At 63.6% G+C, this 17,521-nt stretch carries 17 protein-coding genes and 1 tRNA gene; 6 read left to right on the top strand and 12 right to left on the bottom strand.

Going from position 1 to position 17,521, the window contains the following annotated elements:
- Positions 1–212 (top strand): transposase (locus GTW25_RS20140; RefSeq protein ID WP_443592675.1); only part of this gene is annotated, 212 nt, incomplete at its 5' end.
- A 44-nt stretch (positions 213–256) separates the two neighbouring features.
- On the opposite strand, the gene GTW25_RS20135 is transcribed toward GTW25_RS20140, so the two are convergent.
- From GTW25_RS20135 to GTW25_RS20115, 5 genes are all read right to left on the bottom strand, one after another.
- Positions 257–346: transfer RNA gene (locus GTW25_RS20135), tRNA-Ser, on the bottom strand.
- A gap of 118 nt (positions 347–464) precedes the next feature.
- A complete protein-coding gene (locus GTW25_RS20130) occupies positions 465–1,331 on the bottom strand; it encodes a PCC domain-containing protein (RefSeq protein ID WP_252914077.1) in 867 nt (288 codons plus the stop codon).
- A complete protein-coding gene (locus GTW25_RS20125; protein ID WP_252914076.1) occupies positions 1,331–2,062 on the bottom strand; it encodes an SDR family NAD(P)-dependent oxidoreductase in 732 nt (243 codons plus the stop codon). The genes GTW25_RS20130 and GTW25_RS20125 overlap by 1 nt, the downstream gene beginning before the upstream one ends.
- The gene (locus GTW25_RS20120; RefSeq protein WP_252914075.1) at positions 2,062–3,663 is read right to left on the bottom strand and encodes an acyl-CoA synthetase; all 1,602 of its coding nucleotides are present in this window, start codon (positions 3,661–3,663) and stop codon (positions 2,062–2,064) included. The genes GTW25_RS20125 and GTW25_RS20120 overlap by 1 nt, the downstream gene beginning before the upstream one ends.
- A gap of 18 nt (positions 3,664–3,681) precedes the next feature.
- Entirely contained in the window at positions 3,682–4,497 is an 816-nt protein-coding gene (locus GTW25_RS20115) for an IclR family transcriptional regulator (RefSeq protein ID WP_252914074.1), read from the bottom strand.
- Between the two features lie 206 nt (positions 4,498–4,703).
- Here GTW25_RS20115 and GTW25_RS20110 point away from each other — a divergent pair, with 206 nt between their 5' ends.
- The 4 genes from GTW25_RS20110 (at position 4,704) to GTW25_RS20095 (ending at position 8,630) form a co-directional block, all read left to right on the top strand.
- The gene (locus tag GTW25_RS20110) at positions 4,704–5,705 is read left to right on the top strand and encodes a DctP family TRAP transporter solute-binding subunit (RefSeq protein ID WP_252914073.1); all 1,002 of its coding nucleotides are present in this window, start codon (positions 4,704–4,706) and stop codon (positions 5,703–5,705) included.
- Between the two features lie 82 nt (positions 5,706–5,787).
- On the top strand, positions 5,788–6,273 hold the full coding sequence (locus GTW25_RS20105) for a TRAP transporter small permease (protein WP_252914072.1): 486 nt from the start codon (positions 5,788–5,790) through the stop codon (positions 6,271–6,273).
- Complete coding sequence (locus GTW25_RS20100; RefSeq protein ID WP_252914071.1) at positions 6,266–7,588, top strand: TRAP transporter large permease; 1,323 nt, start codon at positions 6,266–6,268, stop codon at positions 7,586–7,588. The genes GTW25_RS20105 and GTW25_RS20100 overlap by 8 nt, the downstream gene beginning before the upstream one ends.
- Before the next feature lie 76 nt (positions 7,589–7,664).
- Positions 7,665–8,630 carry a threonine ammonia-lyase gene (locus GTW25_RS20095; RefSeq protein WP_252914070.1) on the top strand — a complete coding sequence of 322 codons (966 nt, stop codon included), beginning with the start codon at positions 7,665–7,667 and terminating at the stop codon, positions 8,628–8,630.
- Positions 8,631–8,632: 2 nt separating this feature from the next.
- Here GTW25_RS20095 and GTW25_RS20090 read toward each other — a convergent pair whose 3' ends face one another.
- The 7 genes from GTW25_RS20090 to GTW25_RS20060 all read right to left on the bottom strand — a co-directional run bounded on the left by GTW25_RS20090 (position 8,633) and on the right by GTW25_RS20060 (position 15,747).
- The gene (locus tag GTW25_RS20090; RefSeq protein ID WP_252914069.1) at positions 8,633–10,069 is read right to left on the bottom strand and encodes a sulfate adenylyltransferase subunit 1; all 1,437 of its coding nucleotides are present in this window, start codon (positions 10,067–10,069) and stop codon (positions 8,633–8,635) included.
- Positions 10,069–11,022 (bottom strand): sulfate adenylyltransferase subunit CysD, encoded by a 954-nt coding sequence (cysD, locus tag GTW25_RS20085; protein WP_252914068.1) that lies wholly within the window; start codon positions 11,020–11,022, stop codon positions 10,069–10,071. Before cysD ends, GTW25_RS20090 begins: the two co-directional genes overlap by 1 nt.
- Positions 11,019–11,816 carry a phosphoadenylyl-sulfate reductase gene (locus GTW25_RS20080; RefSeq protein ID WP_372493264.1) on the bottom strand — a complete coding sequence of 266 codons (798 nt, stop codon included), beginning with the start codon at positions 11,814–11,816 and terminating at the stop codon, positions 11,019–11,021. The genes cysD and GTW25_RS20080 overlap by 4 nt, the downstream gene beginning before the upstream one ends.
- Before the next feature lie 75 nt (positions 11,817–11,891).
- Positions 11,892–12,959 (bottom strand): sulfate/molybdate ABC transporter ATP-binding protein, encoded by a 1,068-nt coding sequence (locus GTW25_RS20075; protein WP_252914067.1) that lies wholly within the window; start codon positions 12,957–12,959, stop codon positions 11,892–11,894.
- Between the two features lie 18 nt (positions 12,960–12,977).
- Positions 12,978–13,868, bottom strand: a complete 891-nt coding sequence (cysW, locus tag GTW25_RS20070) for a sulfate ABC transporter permease subunit CysW (RefSeq protein ID WP_252914066.1) — start codon at positions 13,866–13,868, stop codon at positions 12,978–12,980.
- Complete coding sequence (gene cysT, locus GTW25_RS20065; RefSeq protein ID WP_252914065.1) at positions 13,858–14,724, bottom strand: sulfate ABC transporter permease subunit CysT; 867 nt, start codon at positions 14,722–14,724, stop codon at positions 13,858–13,860. The genes cysW and cysT overlap by 11 nt, the downstream gene beginning before the upstream one ends.
- A gap of 3 nt (positions 14,725–14,727) precedes the next feature.
- Entirely contained in the window at positions 14,728–15,747 is a 1,020-nt protein-coding gene (locus GTW25_RS20060) for a sulfate ABC transporter substrate-binding protein (protein WP_252914064.1), read from the bottom strand.
- 272 nt (positions 15,748–16,019) lie between these two features.
- Here GTW25_RS20060 and GTW25_RS20055 point away from each other — a divergent pair, with 272 nt between their 5' ends.
- A complete protein-coding gene (locus GTW25_RS20055; protein WP_252914063.1) occupies positions 16,020–17,213 on the top strand; it encodes an AI-2E family transporter in 1,194 nt (397 codons plus the stop codon).
- The last annotated feature ends 308 nt before the right edge of the window (positions 17,214–17,521 follow it).

Raw genomic sequence — 17,521 nt, 5'->3', positions numbered from 1 at the left:
TCGTCACCGCCTGCGGCCGCGTCTGCATGCACAGAAAGAAGATCAACGTCTCAACCGTGCTCGCCGGTCAAAGGCTCGGAATCAAGGAAGTTGACGACGGCATTTGGCTCGTCAGCTTCATGCACTACGATCTGGGATATATCGACCTGGAACAGAAGACCTTGCAGACCATCGACAACCCGTTCGGCACGAGGTTGTCACCCATGTCTTAGGTACATTCTGTTACCCATGTCTCCGGGTCGTACACGGCGGTGAATGGCGGAGAGGGAGGGATTCGAACCCCCGATGGGCTTGCACCCATGCCGCATTTCGAGTGCGGTGCATTCGACCACTCTGCCACCTCTCCGCGGGTCGTGGTTCGCTCGTTACGAGCGCGGCGCAGACATAGCCACTGATCCGGCATCAGGCAAGAGCCTCCCGCGCTTTTCCTGCATTCGCCGTTGCGCTCTTGCAGGCACGCGCTTTTATCGTGAGGCGCTCGCCGTCTCTCGGATCAAAAGTTCGAACGTCACACAGACGGGGTTTCGTCCGCGCTCCAGCCGACCTTCGTGAAGATTGCCGTCGAGGTCGACCAGAGCAATGTCGAGCGTGCAATGCGCGGCATCGTCGTTCGCCTGGAAGCGCCCGGCGGTGATGAGGATTTCGGTCGCGTAGGAGGCGATATGTCGCCCGTCCGTAAAATCGACGCCGACGAGACTTCCAACGCCGCCGACTTGCGCCGCGCCGAAGCCGTACCGGTCGCAGATCGCTTCGATCGTCGTGACGATATCAACATTCGGCCGTAGGGTGCAGGCGAGCGCGCGTGGCATGGCTGCAGGTGGCGCAGGCGCGCATGGACGGGCAGAAAACAGCTTGAAATTTGTTTCCGCGTCGTCGATCGCAACGAACTGTGCGCCCGCGATACCCCATGCCGCGACCGTCGTGTCCGCGGCAAGGATCGCGTCATGCGGCAGAAGATGTCCGCCGTGACGGGCGCCGTCGGCCAGCCGCCAGATGCCATGGCAATGCACGAAGGGCTCGCCGTCCCGCATGCCCGCGACAAGGCCCGCCGCCTCGATCGTAGCCATGCCCTCGGGCGCAAAGGTCGCGCTGTACCAGGCTGCATGTTTTTCATCGGGTGCCGGCGCGGGGATGACGTATCGCAGCGGCGCAAGCTGAACCTCTTCAAGATCGGCATATCCACCCAAGAACCCCGCTTCGGCAAACGCACGCGTCACGGCGCGGTTGACGCTCTCGCCCGCCTTCAGCTCCAGTTGCAGGGCCTGCGCGCCGCAAGGTGCAACGCTCGACCGTTCGCTTGCAGGCGGCCCCGGATGGCGGATCGAGCGCATCACACGGCAAGTCCCGCATTGACGAACCCGCCGTCGACGGCCAGCACCTGACCGTTGACGTAGCTGGCATCGTGCGAAAGCAGGAAGGCGACGGCCGTCGCAATCTCGCGCGGGTTGCCGTATCGGCCCTGCGGCACGCGTTCGGCCCATTGCCGTCGCACGTCGTCGGTGTGGACGGACCGGGCGAGCGGCGTATCGACGGGTCCGGGGGCGATCGCGTTGACCCGGATGCCATGCGCGCCCAGTTCCGTCGCCAGCACCATCGTCATCAAATTGACACCGCCCTTCGAAGCGCCGTAGGCGACGCGGCCCTTGTTGCCGATCAGGCCGGAAACGGAGCTGATATTGACGATCGCGCCGCCGCTGCCCGCAGCGATCCAGCGCCGCGCCGCCGCGCGCGCGACGAGGAAGGAGCCGGTCAGATTGACGTCGATGATGCGCCTGAAATCGGCGACGTCGGTATCCACGGCGGCCCTGTCCATGCCGATGCCCGCCGAATTGACGACACCGACGACCCTGCCCGCCGCGTCCATCGCGCGTTCCACCGCGTCTTCATCCGAAACGCTGCCTCCAGCGCCGCGTGCCGTCGGGCCGAGCCGCTCACAAGCCTGGCGAACCGCATCGTCGTTCAGGTCGAAGATGAAGGGCGTAAACCCGCGCTCGGCGAGAAGCGCCGCCGTGTCGAAGCCGATGCCGGACGCGCCGCCGGTGATGAAGACCGTTCCGCTCATCAGCTTGCCTTTGCCGCAATGGGCGCGAGGTCGCCGCGCTTTTCCAGTTCCTCGCGGATCATCTTCTTGGCGATCTTGCCATAGGCGGATTTGGGCATCTCGTCCCAGAAAACGAAGAGTTTGGGCATCTTGTAGCGCGCGATTTTTTCTTCGAGGAAGCTGCGCATGTCGATCTCGCCGGGCGCAATGCCCGGCTTGGCGACGCAGACCGCCACGCCCGTCTCCCCCCACATCGGATCGGGCACGCCCAGAACGGCGGTCTCCGAGATGGCCGGATGGGTGAGGATCTTTTCCTCGATCTCGCGCGGATAGATGTTGGATCCGCCGGAGATGTACATGTCCGAGGCGCGGCCGGTGAGATAAATGAAGCCCTCCGCGTCCATATGGCCAAGATCTCCGGTTCGGAACCAGCCGTTGCGGAACGCCTTGGCGTTGGCCTCGGGATTGTCCCAGTAGCCGGCGAAGACCGCAGGGCCGACGACGCAGATTTCTCCGGTTTCGCCCGCTGCCACCGCCTCGCCCGCATCGTTCTGGATTTCGACCTGCATGCCGGTGCGCTCGAACCCGCAGGTCCCGATCCGCGCTTGCGGCCCGTCGTCGCGATCATGCAGCGCAGCCGGCAGGACGGTGATGTTGCCGGTCACTTCGCCCAACCCGAAATATTGCACGATGACCGGACCCAGCTTCTCGAGCGCCTTCTTCTGGTCCGTCCGGTACATCGGCGCGCCGGCATAGATGACGTGGCGCAGGCTCGAATGGTCCACCTCGTCCACCGACGGGTCCTCGACCAGAAGCTTGAGAATGGTCGGCACGGTGAACGCGTTGGTCACGCGCCATCGCTCGATCAGACGCCACACGGTCGGCACATCGAGCTTGTCGGTCGGCAGCAGGATGGTCTTTGCGCCATGCGCGACCTGCGTCAGTTGGTGGACGCCCGCGCCATGCGACAGGGGCGCGACGACGATGGAGGCATCCTCGCGCGTCGTTCCCGGCATCAGGTCGCACAGATGGTTGGTGACGACGAAACCCATCTGACCATGCGTCAGAACGGCGGCCTTGGGCCTGCCCGTCGTGCCGGAGGTGAAGAAGAACCAGCACGGATCGTCACGGTCCATCGTCGCCATCGGGACGCTTTGGCCCATATGGCGCGCGACGATCACATCATAGTCGTCGCCGAAATCCGCATCGCCGATGGCGACCACCACCCTCACGGAAGGTGCCTGCTCGCGCACGGCCCTCGCATGGCCGGGAAACTGCGCGCCGCAGATCATCAGCGCCGCGCCACTCGCATTGGCGAGATAGGCGACTTCGTCGGGCGACTGGCGGTAGTTGGCCGGAACCCAAACCGCGCCGACCCGGAAACACGCGAACATGGATTCGAACATCTGGTTGCAGTTTGCCGACTGGACGAGCACGCGGTCCCCCTTGCCGATGCCGAAAATGTCGACGAGCGCCCGTGCGAACGCGTCGACGCGCGCCTCCATCTGCCCCCATGTCCAGATTTCGTCGCGCCAGACGAGGCCGATGTCGTCGCGATTGCGCCGCGCCGCCTGCGCCAGGAAATTGGCAAGGTTCATTGTGCGCGTGGTGGCTGGCTGCATTCTGGACATCCTGAAAATCTAGGCTTGTTTTCGCCCATTCTCTGAAACGGGTGTGAAATAAACGGATTGGCGCTGGGCAAGCTTCGCCTCGACGCGCCGTGCTTCAAGGTGAAGGGCGGCGACGATTTCGCTGCAGCGCGGTTCCTGCAATCGCGAGTCGATTGCGGCGATGGACAGCGCGCCGACGGGCCGCCCGGCCGGATCGAGAACGGCGACGCCCACGCCCCACGAATTGGCGACGATCAATCCCGGATTAAGAGCGTAACCCGTCTCGCGGGTTCGAGCGACGTCCTGACGTATGCGATCGGGCAAGAGCAGCGGATATCGGGCTTCCAGAACGTCTTTGTTGGTCGCCAGAACCTCTTCGATCTCCACATCCGAAAGGGCGGCGAGAATTGCCAGCGAGCCGGCGCCGCAGCCCAGCGGATGTTCGAATCCCGCCTGAAGCGCGTGTGTGCGCACCGGATAGGTACCTTCCTCGCGGTGCAGACAAACGGACACGGCATCCCGGCGCACCGAAACGAACGCCGAATCGGCGGTCTGGCGCGACAGGCGGACGACGCTGTCCATGGCGAATTGCAGGAGGCCGTGCCGAGAGGCGGCCAGCGCGCCGGTCACATAGGCTTCCGAACCGAGATGGTAGCGGCGCGTCTCGTCGTCCTGTTCGACGAATCCGGCACGGATCAGCGCAAGCAGCAGCCGGCGCACCGTCGCCTTGTTCAGTCCCGTCTCGCGCACGAGCGCGGCCAGCGACGTGCCGGTGTCCGCATGCCGGCCGACAAGGGCGAGCAGGCCCAGTGCCCTGTCGACGCTTTGCGCCCCGCTGAACTGCAAAAATCCATCCTCCCGAACCTCAGGCGAGGTTCACACTATGGAGCAGAACGCTAGCTACCGATCCATCTCCTGTAAAGACGCCTCAAGAAATCCGTTGCAATTGGGGCATTGGCACGTATCGTCTGGCTTCTTGGAGGAAAATTTTAGTTTCACAATATGAACCATCGAGCCGGATGGAGCCGGGCGAATGGTTCGAGGGAGGAAGAATGAATTTCAGGATCAAGCTGGCGGCGCTCGCATCCGCTGCCGCAATGTGTGCCGTTTCGACCTATGCGTCGGCCGAGACGTTCCGCCTGTCGCACAATACGGGCGACACGACGACGTGGCACCGCGGCGCCGAGCGCTTCAACGAATTGCTGGGCGAAGCGACCGGCGGCGAGATGTCGGTCCGCATTTTCCCCAACGCCCAGCTTTCGGGCGGCGACCAGATGCGCCAGGCAGAAATGGTCGGGCGCGGGGCGCTCGACTTCGTGGTGACGTCGGCGATCAATGTGACACCGCTCGAACCGCAGATGGCCGTTTTCTCGCTGCCCTATCTCTACGCCAATTATGAAGAGGTCGACCGCACCACGGACGGCGCGCCCGGCGACCGAATGAAGGAGATCATGCTCAACCACAATGTCGTGGTTCTGGCATGGGGCGAGAACGGCTTTCGCGAGATCACCAACAGCCAGCGGCCGATCGTGACGCCGCAGGACATGCAGGGCCTCAAGGTGCGCGTGGCCGGCCCGATGTATATCGACGTGATGAATGCGCTGGGTGCGAACCCGCAGCAGATGCAGTGGACCGAAACCTTCACCGCGCTCCAGCAGGGCGTCGTGGACGGTCAGGAAAATCCCATCGGCGCCGTCATCATTCCGCAGCGTGTCTACGAGGTCCAGAACCACCTGACCACATGGCACTATTCCTACGACCCGATCTTCATCGGCGTCTCCAAGCGCCTGTGGGATTCCTGGGATGCGGAAACGCAGGCCAAGGTGCAGGAAGCCGCGAACGAGGCCATGGCCTACCAGAAGGAGATCACGCGCTCTGAAACGGCCGAGGGTCTGGAGGTTCTGCGCGGTCACGGCATGGAAGTCCACGAATCGACGCCTGAAGAACTTCAGGCGTTCCGTGACGCCACGCAACCCGCTTTCGACAAATGGGCTGCTCAGGTCGGCGAAGACCTGGTCGGCGAGTTCCAGAACGCCATCGGCGCCTCGAACTGATCAAACCGACAAGGGACGAGCCGTTCGCACGAGAACTGCGAACGGTTCGTCCGATATTGTCGTGGGCACGGAAAGAAAGCGTATGCGCACTATCCTGCGGGACTTCGAGAAAATCGCATGTTTCGTCATTTTTTCCGCGATGACGTTGCTCGGTTTCATCAATGTCGTGGTGCGCTATCTGACCAATGCATCGCTGGCGGCGTCGGAGGAACTGCTCGTCAACGGCTTTCTCTTGCTGACGGTACTCGGCGCGGCCATCGCCGCACGTAACGGCGAGCATCTGGCGGTGACGCTCGTCTACGATCTTGCGCCGCGCTGGCTGCGCAAACTGATCCTCATCGTTTCGTCGGTTCTGGCGGCGGGGCTTCTGGCAGCGTCGGCCTGGTTCACGTTCGAGCTTTTGCGCAACGAGCTTGCGACGGGAACGCGCTCATACGCGCTGCAATTGCCTGCCTGGTACTACAGCGCTGCCCTGCCCTTCGCCTTCGCGCTGGTCCTTTTCCGCTACGTCCAGCACGCACGCGACGAGTGGCACAACCGCGACGCGACGGAGATTCCCCTTGTCTGATATCGGCGCCGGGACGCAGATGGTCGTCGTCTTTTTCGTCCTTCTTTTCCTGCGCGTTCCCGTCGCCTTCGCGCTCGGGCTGTCTGCGATATGGGGCATGTGGCAGATCGGCTTCGGGCTGGAACTCGCCGGCGATCTGATCGCCACCAGCATCGCGCGTTATTCGCTTCTTGCCATCCCGTTCTTCATCCTTGCGGGAACGCTTATGGGCTCGCTCGGCATCGCCGCGCGGATGATTCACTTCTTCCGCGTTCTTATCGGCGGACTGCCCGGCGGCATGGGCGTCGTCGGCACGGTCGTCTGCCTGTTCTGGGGTGCGGTATCGGGATCCGGCCCTGCCTCGGTCGCCGCCATCGGTCCGCTCATCATCAAGGGCATGGAAGAGGACGGATATGATCGCGCCTTCGCGTCGGGACTGGTCTGTTGCGGGGCGGCGCTGTCGATCGTCATCCCGCCGTCGATCGGCCTCGTCATTTACGGCGTCATTGCCGAGGTCTCCATCTCGCAGCTATTCCTGGCGGCCGTCATACCGGGTCTGCTGCTCGGCATTATCATGCTTCTGGCGCTACCTTTCGCGCAGCGCTCGGAGGTGCCGGCCGGCGCTCCGAGCCTCGAAGCGCTTCACCCGGTCGACGGTCGCGACCTGCCATATGGTCGCCGTCTCCTGAAGGCGTTTCGTGAATCCTTCTGGGGGCTGATGACGCCGGTCGTCATCCTCGGTGGCATCTATTCAGGCGCTTTCACGCCCACCGAAGCCGCCATCGTGGCGACCGTCTACGCGGTCCTCGTCGGCGGCCTTGCCTATCGCACCTTGTCCGTTTCCCGGCTTTACGAGGCGGTCGTGACAGCCAGCGCCTCATCCGCAGTCGTCATGCTGGTGGTCGCCTATGCGGGCCTGTTTGGCTGGATGGTCACGGTCGACGACCTCGTGGGTCAATATTCCAGCGTGCTCCTGTCGCTGTCGGAAAATCCCTGGGTCATCCTGGTGGTGATCATGCTCATCCTGCTTATCGCGGGCATGTTCATGGACGCCATAACGATCATGTTCATCGCGCTTCCCATTTTCCTGCCGGTCGCCCGCGAGATGGAATGGGATCTGGTCTGGTTCGGCGTGCTCGTCATGATCAATCTGGCGATCGGACTTTTCACCCCGCCCGTCGGCATCAATCTCTATGTCGCGGCCAACATCACCAAACTGCCGCTTGAACGCATCGCCTACGGTGCCCTGCCTTTCCTCGTCGCCTGCCTGATCGGGCTGATGATCGTCGCCGCCGTTCCGCAAACATCGAGCTTTCTGGTGAATTTGCTGCGTTGATGCACGCAGGAAAGTTGCGCTTCACCAGCGCAACTTTCCACTGGCGCACCATCAGCCGTCTTGGCATAAGCCGGTCATGACCGACATCGCACGCATCCGGGCCGCCGCCGCCCGTCTCGCCGGCAAAGCGCGCAGAACGCCGCTCCTGTCCTCACCATTTCTGGACGAAATCGCCGGGCGGCGCATCTTCGTGAAGGCCGAATGCCTTCAGCATACGGGCTCGTTCAAGTTTCGCGGCGCATGGTCGGCGATATCGGCGCTCGATCCTGAAATCCGCGCGCGCGGCGTCATCGCCTTTTCGTCCGGCAACCATGCGCAGGGCATCGCCTATGCCGCGAAGCTGCACGGCACTCCGGCCGTCATTGTCATGCCGTTCGACGCCCCGAAGATGAAGATCGAGAACACCCGCGCCTATGGGGCCGAGGTCGTGCTTTACGATCGCATCAAGGAGGACCGCGACGCCATCGGCGAGACGCTGGCGTCGGAACGCGGCCTCACCCTCATCCGCCCGTTCGACGAGCCGGAAGTCATCGCCGGTCAGGGAACCGTCGGTCTGGAGATCGCCGAACAGGCGGCGGAACTCGGCATCGCATCGGGTGAGGTTCTGGTGCCGTGCGGCGGTGGCGGGCTGACCTCAGGTATCGCGCTGGCACTTGAAAGCGAAGCTCCCGCGTTCACGGTGCGCACCTGCGAGCCGAAAGGCTTCGACGACATCGCCCGCTCGCTGGAAGCCGGCGAAATCCGCTCCAACGAACCGGGCGCAAAATCGATCTGCGACGCGATCGTCACGCCGCATCCCGGCCGCATCACATTCCCGATCATGAAGGGCCTGTGCAGCGCGGGCATCACGGTGAGCGACGACGACGCACGCCGCGCCATGGCGCTCGCCTTCACCCGGCTGAAGCTCGTCGTCGAGCCGGGCGGCGCGGTCGCGCTTGCCGCCGCACTCTTCCACGGCGACAAGCTTTCGAGCGACGATGTCATCGTCGTCGCCTCGGGCGGCAATGTCGATCCCGAGGCGTTCGCGACGCTGTTCGACTGAGCTTACGTTTCCGGTTCGATCTCGACTTCCGCGCGCCGGGCGCGAACGGCCGGCAGCGCAAGGACGATGTCGGCCAAGTCGCGTGGCAGCGTCAGCGTCACCCGCTCGTCGGGGAAGCTGCCCGCCTCGACCTGATCGGTGATCATGCCGCCGGCAATCGTGTTGTTCGTCTGCGGGCTGATCAGGATGAACGCGCCGGTGTCGCGGCAGTCCTCGAACCGGTCGAAGATCGCGCGGCTTTCGAATTCGAGCCGGATGCGGCCGATCGCGTTGACCGGCAGCGCGCCAGATTTCGCCCAGCTTGCCTTCGACAGATCGTAGGTCTCGTCGATATGGATGCGCACGCGCAGGAGACGACCGGCCGCCTTCAGCCAGTAGCGCCCGCCATCGCTCAGACCTTCCGTCTGCAAAGTGACGAGAGTGGCCGCAAAGGCATGACCGGAGAGCGGCGGTTCGCTTTCATCAGTCAGCACATCGCCCCGCGAGGCATCGACCTGCCGGTCGAACACGAGCGTGACGGCTTCGCCCGCATAAGCGCGCTCCGCTTCCCCGTCGAAGGTGACGATCTTCGATACGGTCACGCGCTCGCCTGACGGCGCGACGACGATTTGCGTACCGATGCCGATTTCGCCCGCTGCGATCGTTCCCTGATAGCCGCGAAAGCTTTCGCCCGGACGCGACACGCGCTGGATCGGCATGCGGAAAGGCAGCTTCGACACGGTCGCCGGAGGCGCCGCTTCCAGCGCCTCGATCAGCGTCGGCCCGGAGTACCAGCCGATCGCCTCTCGCGCTGGCGTGACGATGTTCTCGCCCTTGAGCGCCGATAGCGGGATCGCCGTGACCTGCATTTCGCCAAGCCCGGCAGCGAAGATGCGGAACGCCCGCTCGATCTTCTGGAACACCTTCTGGTCGTAGCCGACGAGGTCGATCTTGTTGATGGCGAGAATGACCTGCCGGATGCCCATCAGATGCACGATGGCCGCGTGACGGCGCGTCTGCTCCAGAAGCCCCGCACGCGCATCGACCAGCAGGACGGCGAGATCGGCAGTCGACGCGCCGGTCGCCATGTTGCGCGTATATTGCTCATGGCCCGGCGTGTCCGCGACGATGAAGGCGCGGTGTTTGGTCTGGAAGTAACGATAGGCAACGTCGATTGTTATGCCCTGCTCCTGCTCGGCCTTGAGGCCATCGAGGAGCAGGCCGAAATCGGGCAGCGACAGATCGTTCTGCTTCGAACCTTTGGCGAGAAGCGCTGCGCGATGGTCTTCGGAAACGGATTTCGTGTCCCACAAAAGCCGACCGATCAAGGTCGACTTGCCATCGTCCACGCTGCCGCAGACGAGAAAGCGCAAGCGTCGCCCATCCTGCGGATCGTCAGCGCCCGCAATATCGGCTTCAAAATCCTGATCGAGTTGCACGATGTCGGCGTCGAGCGTCATCAGAAATATCCCTCGAGCTTCTTCTTCTCCATCGATCCGGCTTCGTCGCGATCAATGGCCCTGCCCTGCCGCTCGGAAACGGTCGCGGTGGTGATCTCGGCGATGATGTCGTCGATAGTCGTCGCCTCGGAGCGAATGCCGCCGGACAGGGCGAAGCAGCCGAGCGTGCGGAAGCGGATCATCCTTTCCTGACGCACCTCGCCCGGCCACAATTCGAGCCGCTCGTCCTCGGCAAGGATGATCATGCCGTCGCGCTGCACGAAGGGGCGACGCTTGGCGAAATAAAGATCAACGATCGGGATGTTCTCGGCCTTGATGTAGTGCCAGATGTCGAGCTCGGTCCAGTTCGACAGCGGGAACACCCGCACGCTCTCGCCCTTGCGGATGCGGCCGTTGTAGAGGTTCCACAGTTCCGGCCGCTGGTTGCGCGCATCCCAGCGATGCTCGGCGGTGCGGAAGGAGAAGATGCGCTCCTTCGAGCGCGAGGCGTCCTCGTCCCGCCGTGCGCCGCCGAAGGCGGCATCGTAGCGCCCTGTGTCGAGTGCCTGGCGCAACGCCTCCGTCTTCATGACATCGGTGAAGAAGGACGAGCCATGCGTGAAGGGGCTGAGATTCTCGGCAGCCCCACGCGGATTGGTGTGGACATGGAGATCGAGACCGAGCTCTTTCGCGGTCCGGTCGCGAAACGCGATCATTTGCGAAAATTTCCAGCCCGTATCGACATGCAGCAGCGGAAACGGCACGGGCTCGGGGAAGAACGCCTTGCGCGCCACATGCAGCAGGACGGACGAATCCTTGCCGACCGAATAGAGCATGACGGGTCGTTCGAACTCCGCGGCGACCTCGCGGAAAATGTGGATCGCCTCGTTTTCGAGCGCCTTGAGATGGGGGGAGAGCGGAGAGGACTGGTCGTTGTCGTCGGCTGCGTGAATGCGGGCTGCGGATGCGGTCATGATATCGGTACGGACACTTTCGGGGACGCGGGAAGGATGACGGGGGAGGATGCGGAAGATTTGACGTGCAGCCCGCATTCGCGGGTCTGGTCCTGCTCCCACCACCAGCGCCCGGCACGCTCCGGCTCGCCGGGCTTGATGGCGCGGGTACAGGGCTCGCAGCCGATGGAAGGATAGCTGCGCGCGTGAAGCGGATTGAGCGGCACGTCGTGCGTCCGCGCATAGGCTTCGATGGCGTCGAGCGTCATGTCGGCAAGCGGATTGACCTTGATCAGATCGCGCTGCGCATCGAATTCGGCCAGCGGCGTCTGTGCCCGCGCGCCGGACTGGCCGCGCCGCACCCCGGTGATCCAGATCGAAGCCCGGTCGAGCGCCAGCGCCAGCGGGCGCAATTTGCGTATCTCGCAACAGGCATGACGCGCCTCGACGCTTTCGTAGAAGCCGTCGATGCCGTAGCGCGCCTTGTAATCCTCGACGTCGATCGGAGCCGGGCGATACCGCTCGATGGAAAGCGCGAAGCGTCGTTCGGTTTCCTCGATCAGTTCACGCGTCTCGTCGAAAAGCCGCCCCGTGTCGAGCGTCACGATCTCCACCGACGAGGCCGCGCCCGAACGCGCGATCGCTGTCGTGATCACCTGATCCTCGATACCGAGACTGGTCGTGAACACCGTGCGACCGGCAAAACGCGAAATGTGCCGAAGCCGTGCTTCGAGATCGAGCGCGGCGAGGTTTTCGGCGAGTTTTTCGGCGGCGTGGCTTGGCGTTTCGTTCGTCATGCGCAGCAGAATGCGCAATCGCGGCCTTCCGATACAGAAAAGCGGCCCTCATTTTGCGCCGCATGGGAGCAAAATCGAGCCGGTTTTCGCCGTTCATGGCAATTTCGCGCCGATCCTCGCCTCAATGGGCCGAAACAGCTTCCATGAGTTCGGCCGGAAGGCGATGCGGCCTCCATCCGGTATCGACCGCTCGGCGGGAACCTCGATCTCGATGCGATGGCCCGGTCCGCCGACGGCAAGCTCGACCCGGCGCTTCGCCTCGACGCGGCGCGAGGTGGTCACTGTCCCCGCGATGCAGCCCCCGCACCCTTCCAGTTCCTCGATGTCGTGCGGCCGGAAGAAGAGCTGCGCTGGCCCCGCCGGCGCGTGTCCGGCCTCCAACCCCAGCAACCTGTCCTCGAGCCAGATTTGTCCATCCTCCACACGCACCGGCAACCGGCTGGACTCGCCGATAAAGCCGTAGACGAAGGGCGAGTTGGGTGTGTCGTAGATATCGTCGGCAGACCCGACCTGTTCGATGCGCCCCTTGCTCATCACCACAACGCGGTCGGCAAGCTCCAGCGCTTCCTCCTGATCGTGTGTGACGAACACTGTCGTATGGCCCGTCCGATCGTGGATTTCGCGCAGCCAGCGGCGGAGATCGCGGCGCACCTGCGCATCGAGCGCGCCGAACGGCTCGTCCAGAAGCAGAACCCTCGGTTCGATGGCGAGCGCGCGAGCCAACGCGACGCGCTGCCGCTGACCACCCGAAAGCTGGTTCGGATAGCGATTTTCGAGCCCCGACAATTGCACGAGGTCGAGAAGCTCCAGCGCACGGCGGCGGATTTCGGTCTTCGGCGGCCGGGTCGCAGCAGGCCGCACCTTGAGACCGAAGCCGATATTGTCCGCCACCGTCATATGCCGGAACAGAGCGTAATGCTGGAAGACGAAGCCGACATTGCGCTCCTGCACGCTCTTGGCAGACGCATCCTCGTTGCCGAAGTGGATTGCGCCGCCGGTGGGAAAGTCGAGCCCGGCAATGAGACGCAGAAGCGTCGTCTTGCCCGAACCCGACGGCCCCAGAAGCGCGATCAGCTCGCCTGAATGAATGTCGAGCGACACATTGTCGAGCGCGGCGACGCCGGAAAAGCTCTTGTCGATCGAGTTGACGCGAAGGTCCATTGAAGTGTCTCCGAAGTTTCAGTGCCGCGCGCCGTGGTCGCGTCCATAGACGCGTTCCAGCACGGTTTTCAGCACGAGCGTGACGAGGGCGAGCAGCGCCAGAAGCGAGGCGACGGCGAAGGCGGCGACGAAATTATACTCGTTGTAGAGAATCTCGACCTGCAACGGCATGGTGATCGTCTCGCCGCGCAGGCGGCCCGAGACCACCGACACCGCGCCGAATTCACCCATCGCGCGCGCGTTGCAAAGCAAAACGCCGTAGAGCAGGCCCCATTTGATGTTGGGCAGCGTGACGTTCCAGAAGGTCTGCCACCCGTTCGCGCCGAGCGAAATCGCGGCTTCCTCGTCGCCCGTTCCCTGATCCTGCATCAGCGGGATCAGCTCGCGTGCGATGAAGGGGAAGGTCACGAAGATCGTGGCCAGAACGACGCCCGGCACCGCGAAGAGAATTTGCAGCCCCCACGAATTTAGCACCGGCCCCAGATAGCTGCCCGCACCGAAAAGCAGGATGTAGACGAGCCCCGCAATGACCGGCGAGACCGAGAACGGCAGGTCGATCAGCGTGATCAGGAACGCCTTGCCCTTGAACTCGAACTTGGCAATCGACCAGGCCGCCGCCACGCCGAAGACGAGGTTGAGCGGCACTGCGATCACCGCGACGATGAGGGTCAGTTGCATCGCCGCAACCGCATCCGCCTCGACGATCGAGGCCAGCGCAACCTGCCAGCCACGCCGCAACGCTTCGGAAAACACTGCGACCAGCGGCATGAACAGGATCAGCGCGAGAAACGCGATCGCGATGGAGATCAACGTCCATTTCGCGACCGGGCTTTCGGCCGTCGGATCGCGGAAGGGTGTTTGCGGCGTCGCTGCAAAAGACCCCTGCAAGGCGAGGCTGCTATCCGCCATAACCATATCTCCTGCGGCTCCACGCTTGGATCAGATTGATCGTAAGCAGCACGACGAATGCCAGTATGAGCATGATCGCCCCGATCGCTGTTGCGGCCGGATAGTTGAATTCCTCGAGCCGGATCGCGATGAGCAGCGGCGCTATCTCGGACACGAAGGGAATGTTGCCGGCGATGAAGAGAACCGATCCGTATTCCCCGACCGCGCGACCGAAGGCGAGCGAAAAGCCGGTGAGGATGGCAGGTGCCAGCCCCGGAAGAATGACGCGCCACAAAGTCTGGAAACGGTTCGCGCCAAGCGACGCGGCCGCCTCCTCGACCTCGCGGCTGATCTCCTCCATCACCGGCTGGACCGTGCGCACCACGAATGGCAGGCCGATGAAGATCAGCGCGATGACGATGCCGATCGGCGTATAGGCGATGCGGATGCCGTAGGGCTGAAAAAACTGCCCGATCCATCCGTTCGGGGCATAGATCGCGGTCAGCGCGATGCCCGCCACCGCCGTCGGAAGCGCGAAGGGAAGGTCGACCGCCGCATCGATCAGCCGGCGTCCGGGAAAGCGGTACCGCACCAGGACCCATGCGACGATGACGCCGAAGACGACATTGACGGACGCCGCGAAGAACGACGTCCAGAAACTGGTTTTCAAGGCCGCGATAAGACGCGGATCGCTTGCCAGCCGCCAGAATTCGCTCCAGCCCAGCGCCGCGGAGCGCCAGCCGAGACCGGCCAGCGGAATGAGGATCAAAAGGGAGAGATAGAAGATGGTGAAGCCGAACGTCAGCCCGAAACCCGGGATGACGCTTGGCTGCTTCCATTGCCGGCGCGAAGCCGGCACGGCAAGTATGGCGCTCATGCCTTACTGACCGGGCTGATAGATCTGATCGAACACGCCGCCATCGCCGAAGAAGCGCGGCTGCACCTCTCGCCAACCGCCGAGATCGTCGATTGTGACGAGCTCCACATCGGGGAAACGCTCGAGTTCCGAAGCCTCGACGACTTCAGGATTGCTCGGCCGGTAATAGTGACGCGCCGCGATATTCTGACCGATATCGGAATAGAGATAGTCGAGATAGGCGGATGCGACTTCGCGTGTGCCCTTGGCGTCGACATTGGCATCGACCAGCGCGACCGGCGGCTCGGCGAGGATAGAGATCGACGGCACGACGATGTCGAACGCATCCGGGCCGAGCTCTTCGATCGCCAGAAACGCCTCGTTTTCCCAGGCGAGCAGCACGTCGCCGATGCCTCGCTGGACGAAGGTCGTCGTCGATCCGCGCGCGCCGCCGTCGAGAACCGGCACGTTGCGATAGATATTGCCGACGAATTCCGCCGTCCGGTCCTCGTCACCCTCGAACTCGCGCAGGCCCCAGGCCCAGGCGGCCAGCAGGTTCCAGCGCGCGCCGCCCGACGATTTCGGGTTCGGCGTGATGACTTCGACGCCCTCCTTGATCAGATCGTCCCAGTCGGTCAGTTCCTTGGGGTTGCCCTTGCGGACGAGAAAAACGATCGTCGAGGTGTAGGGCGCGCTGTTGTTGCCGAGCGTGCCGCGCCAGTCCTCGCGGACCTTGCCCGTATTTTCCGCAATCGCATTGATGTCGGCTTCGAGCGCCAGCGTCACGACATCGGCGTCCAGCCCATCGATGACGGCGCGCGCCTGCTGGCCGGACCCGCCATGCGTGGTCTGGATGCGCACGGTCTCCCCTGTCTCCGTCTGCCAGTGCTCGGCGAACGCGGCATTGAACTCGCGATAGAGTTCGCGGGTGGGATCATAGGAGACGTTGATGATCGTCTGCTGCGCATGAGCAAGCCCGAGCCCGCCGAACTGGGCGGATGCAGCAAGAGCTGCCGAGACGAGTAGATTTCTGCGAGTGAACATTGAACCGCCCTCTTTGTGTGACGGGTTCAATCCTAGATATCGGGACTGAAACGGGAACGTTGCCCGCGACCAAACTTGGCGTGTCTTGGGAACGCCTGTTCCAACTTGCGGCAGAACGACGCAAAATTCGCGTGACGTCCCGCAATTCGGGTGCTGAGTGATGACATTGCGCGCCCGGGGCGGCGGCACCCTTGACCGACGCGTCAAAACAATGCCTTCCTCGAACCGACTTTCGACCTTCGACAATCCGCATCTGAGCGCAACGGAAGCCCGTGAACGAGCACCACACCCCAACGCCGCCTGCCGAGCCTCGCTGGCTCGGCCCCACGACGTCCGGCCGGATTGCGCTCGTGCCGCCGCTATCGGCCGCGCGGTGGCTTCTGATCCTTGTGGTGGCCGCCGGCATCTATTTCTTCCACGGCTTTCTGGTGCCCATTCTGGCCGCCCTCGTGATCGCCTTTGCGAGTTGGCCGATCTATCGGCGCCTGCGCGAGCAGATCGGCGGCTCGAACACGCTCGCCGCCACCATCGCGATCACGCTCATCGTATCGTTCCTCGTCGCCCCGCTCATCATGGCCGTCAGCTATGCGGCGACGGAAATGCGCGACTGGTTCTTCTGGGCCGTGGAGGCGAACCGGACAGGCAGCCCGACGCCCGAATGGATGACGGCGCTGCCGGCGGTCGGCGAATGGATCGACGAGCAATGGGAGCGCTATATCGGCCATCCCGGCGCCATCGGCGAACTCGTGCAGATCGTTTCGGGCGCCAATATCGGCAATATCTACCGCGCGGTGCTCGCCGCTGGCGGCGGGCTGTTCAACCTGTTCCTGACGCTGCTCTTCATGCTGATCGCGCTGTTCTTCGTCTACAAGGACGGCGAGCGCTTCGTCGGCCAGGTCGACCGTATCGGCGAGCGCATCCTGCCGACCCGCTGGAGCCGCATCTCGCGCGTCGTTCCGGCGACCATCTCCTCCACCGTCACGGGCATGACGCTGATCGCCATCGGCGAGGGCATCGTGCTCGGCATCGCTTACTGGATCGCCGGTGCGCCCTCCCCCGTCACGCTCGGCGTCATCACCGGCTTCATGGCGATGATCCCCGGCGGCGCGCCGCTCTCCTTCAGCCTCGTCTCGCTCTACCTGATCGCCTCGGGCTCGCCCGTCGCGGGCATGCTTCTGTGGATTTGGGGCTCGGTCGAGCTCTTCATCGTCGACAAGACCCTGCGCCCCAAGCTCGTCGGCGGCCCCATCAAGTTGCCCTTCCTGCCGACCTTCTTCGGCCTCATCGGCGGCGTGAAGACCATGGGCTTCCTCGGCCTCTTCATCGGCCCGGTGCTGATGGCCCTGCTCGTCGCCATCTGGCGCGAATGGGTGCGCGAGGTCGAGATCGCCGAGCCTGTGCCTGCCATAGAGCCCGTTCCACCGGACTCGCCACATGCCACGCCACCAGCCTCGACGCTGGGCTGAGCGAACGCGGTGATCTCGTGTCGTTCTTGGAGGCCATGTCGCAATCATGACTGGCGCAGCGTCAGTTCGCGCCAATAGAAATAAATACCGGCCGATGCGATCGAGGTCGCCTATTCGTGGACGGGCCGATAAGGTTCCAACTGCCCGCTCGGTCGTTTTGATGCGACCAGCCCGGCCGAAACATCGAGGCATGGATTCCTGTGACCAGCACAGGAATGACAGCATCACGGGGATATGCCAGTCACCAGCCAACCGCCAACCGCCAACCGCCGAAAGTTTGCGTCAACAAAATTGCAATCGTCATTCCT

It is taken from the genome of Aliihoeflea aestuarii, assembly GCF_024105665.1.
Classification (GTDB): domain Bacteria; phylum Pseudomonadota; class Alphaproteobacteria; order Rhizobiales; family Rhizobiaceae; genus Aliihoeflea; species Aliihoeflea aestuarii.
The sequence above is the reverse complement of the archived record's forward strand: the minus strand, read 5'-3'. Positions and strand labels throughout refer to the sequence as shown.

Coding starts and splice junctions, on each gene's coding strand:
- GTW25_RS20130 (WP_252914077.1), bottom strand. CDS start 1,331: ATGCGCTCGATCCGCCATCCGGGGCCGCCTGCAAGCGAACGGTCGAGC.
- GTW25_RS20125 (WP_252914076.1), bottom strand. CDS start 2,062: ATGAGCGGAACGGTCTTCATCACCGGCGGCGCGTCCGGCATCGGCTTC.
- GTW25_RS20120 (WP_252914075.1), bottom strand. CDS start 3,663: ATGCAGCCAGCCACCACGCGCACAATGAACCTTGCCAATTTCCTGGCG.
- GTW25_RS20110 (WP_252914073.1), top strand. CDS start 4,704: ATGAATTTCAGGATCAAGCTGGCGGCGCTCGCATCCGCTGCCGCAATG.
- GTW25_RS20105 (WP_252914072.1), top strand. CDS start 5,788: ATGCGCACTATCCTGCGGGACTTCGAGAAAATCGCATGTTTCGTCATT.
- GTW25_RS20095 (WP_252914070.1), top strand. CDS start 7,665: ATGACCGACATCGCACGCATCCGGGCCGCCGCCGCCCGTCTCGCCGGC.
- GTW25_RS20090 (WP_252914069.1), bottom strand. CDS start 10,069: ATGACGCTCGACGCCGACATCGTGCAACTCGATCAGGATTTTGAAGCC.
- cysD (WP_252914068.1), bottom strand. CDS start 11,022: ATGACCGCATCCGCAGCCCGCATTCACGCAGCCGACGACAACGACCAG.
- GTW25_RS20075 (WP_252914067.1), bottom strand. CDS start 12,959: ATGGACCTTCGCGTCAACTCGATCGACAAGAGCTTTTCCGGCGTCGCC.
- cysW (WP_252914066.1), bottom strand. CDS start 13,868: ATGGCGGATAGCAGCCTCGCCTTGCAGGGGTCTTTTGCAGCGACGCCG.
- cysT (WP_252914065.1), bottom strand. CDS start 14,724: ATGAGCGCCATACTTGCCGTGCCGGCTTCGCGCCGGCAATGGAAGCAG.
- GTW25_RS20060 (WP_252914064.1), bottom strand. CDS start 15,747: ATGTTCACTCGCAGAAATCTACTCGTCTCGGCAGCTCTTGCTGCATCC.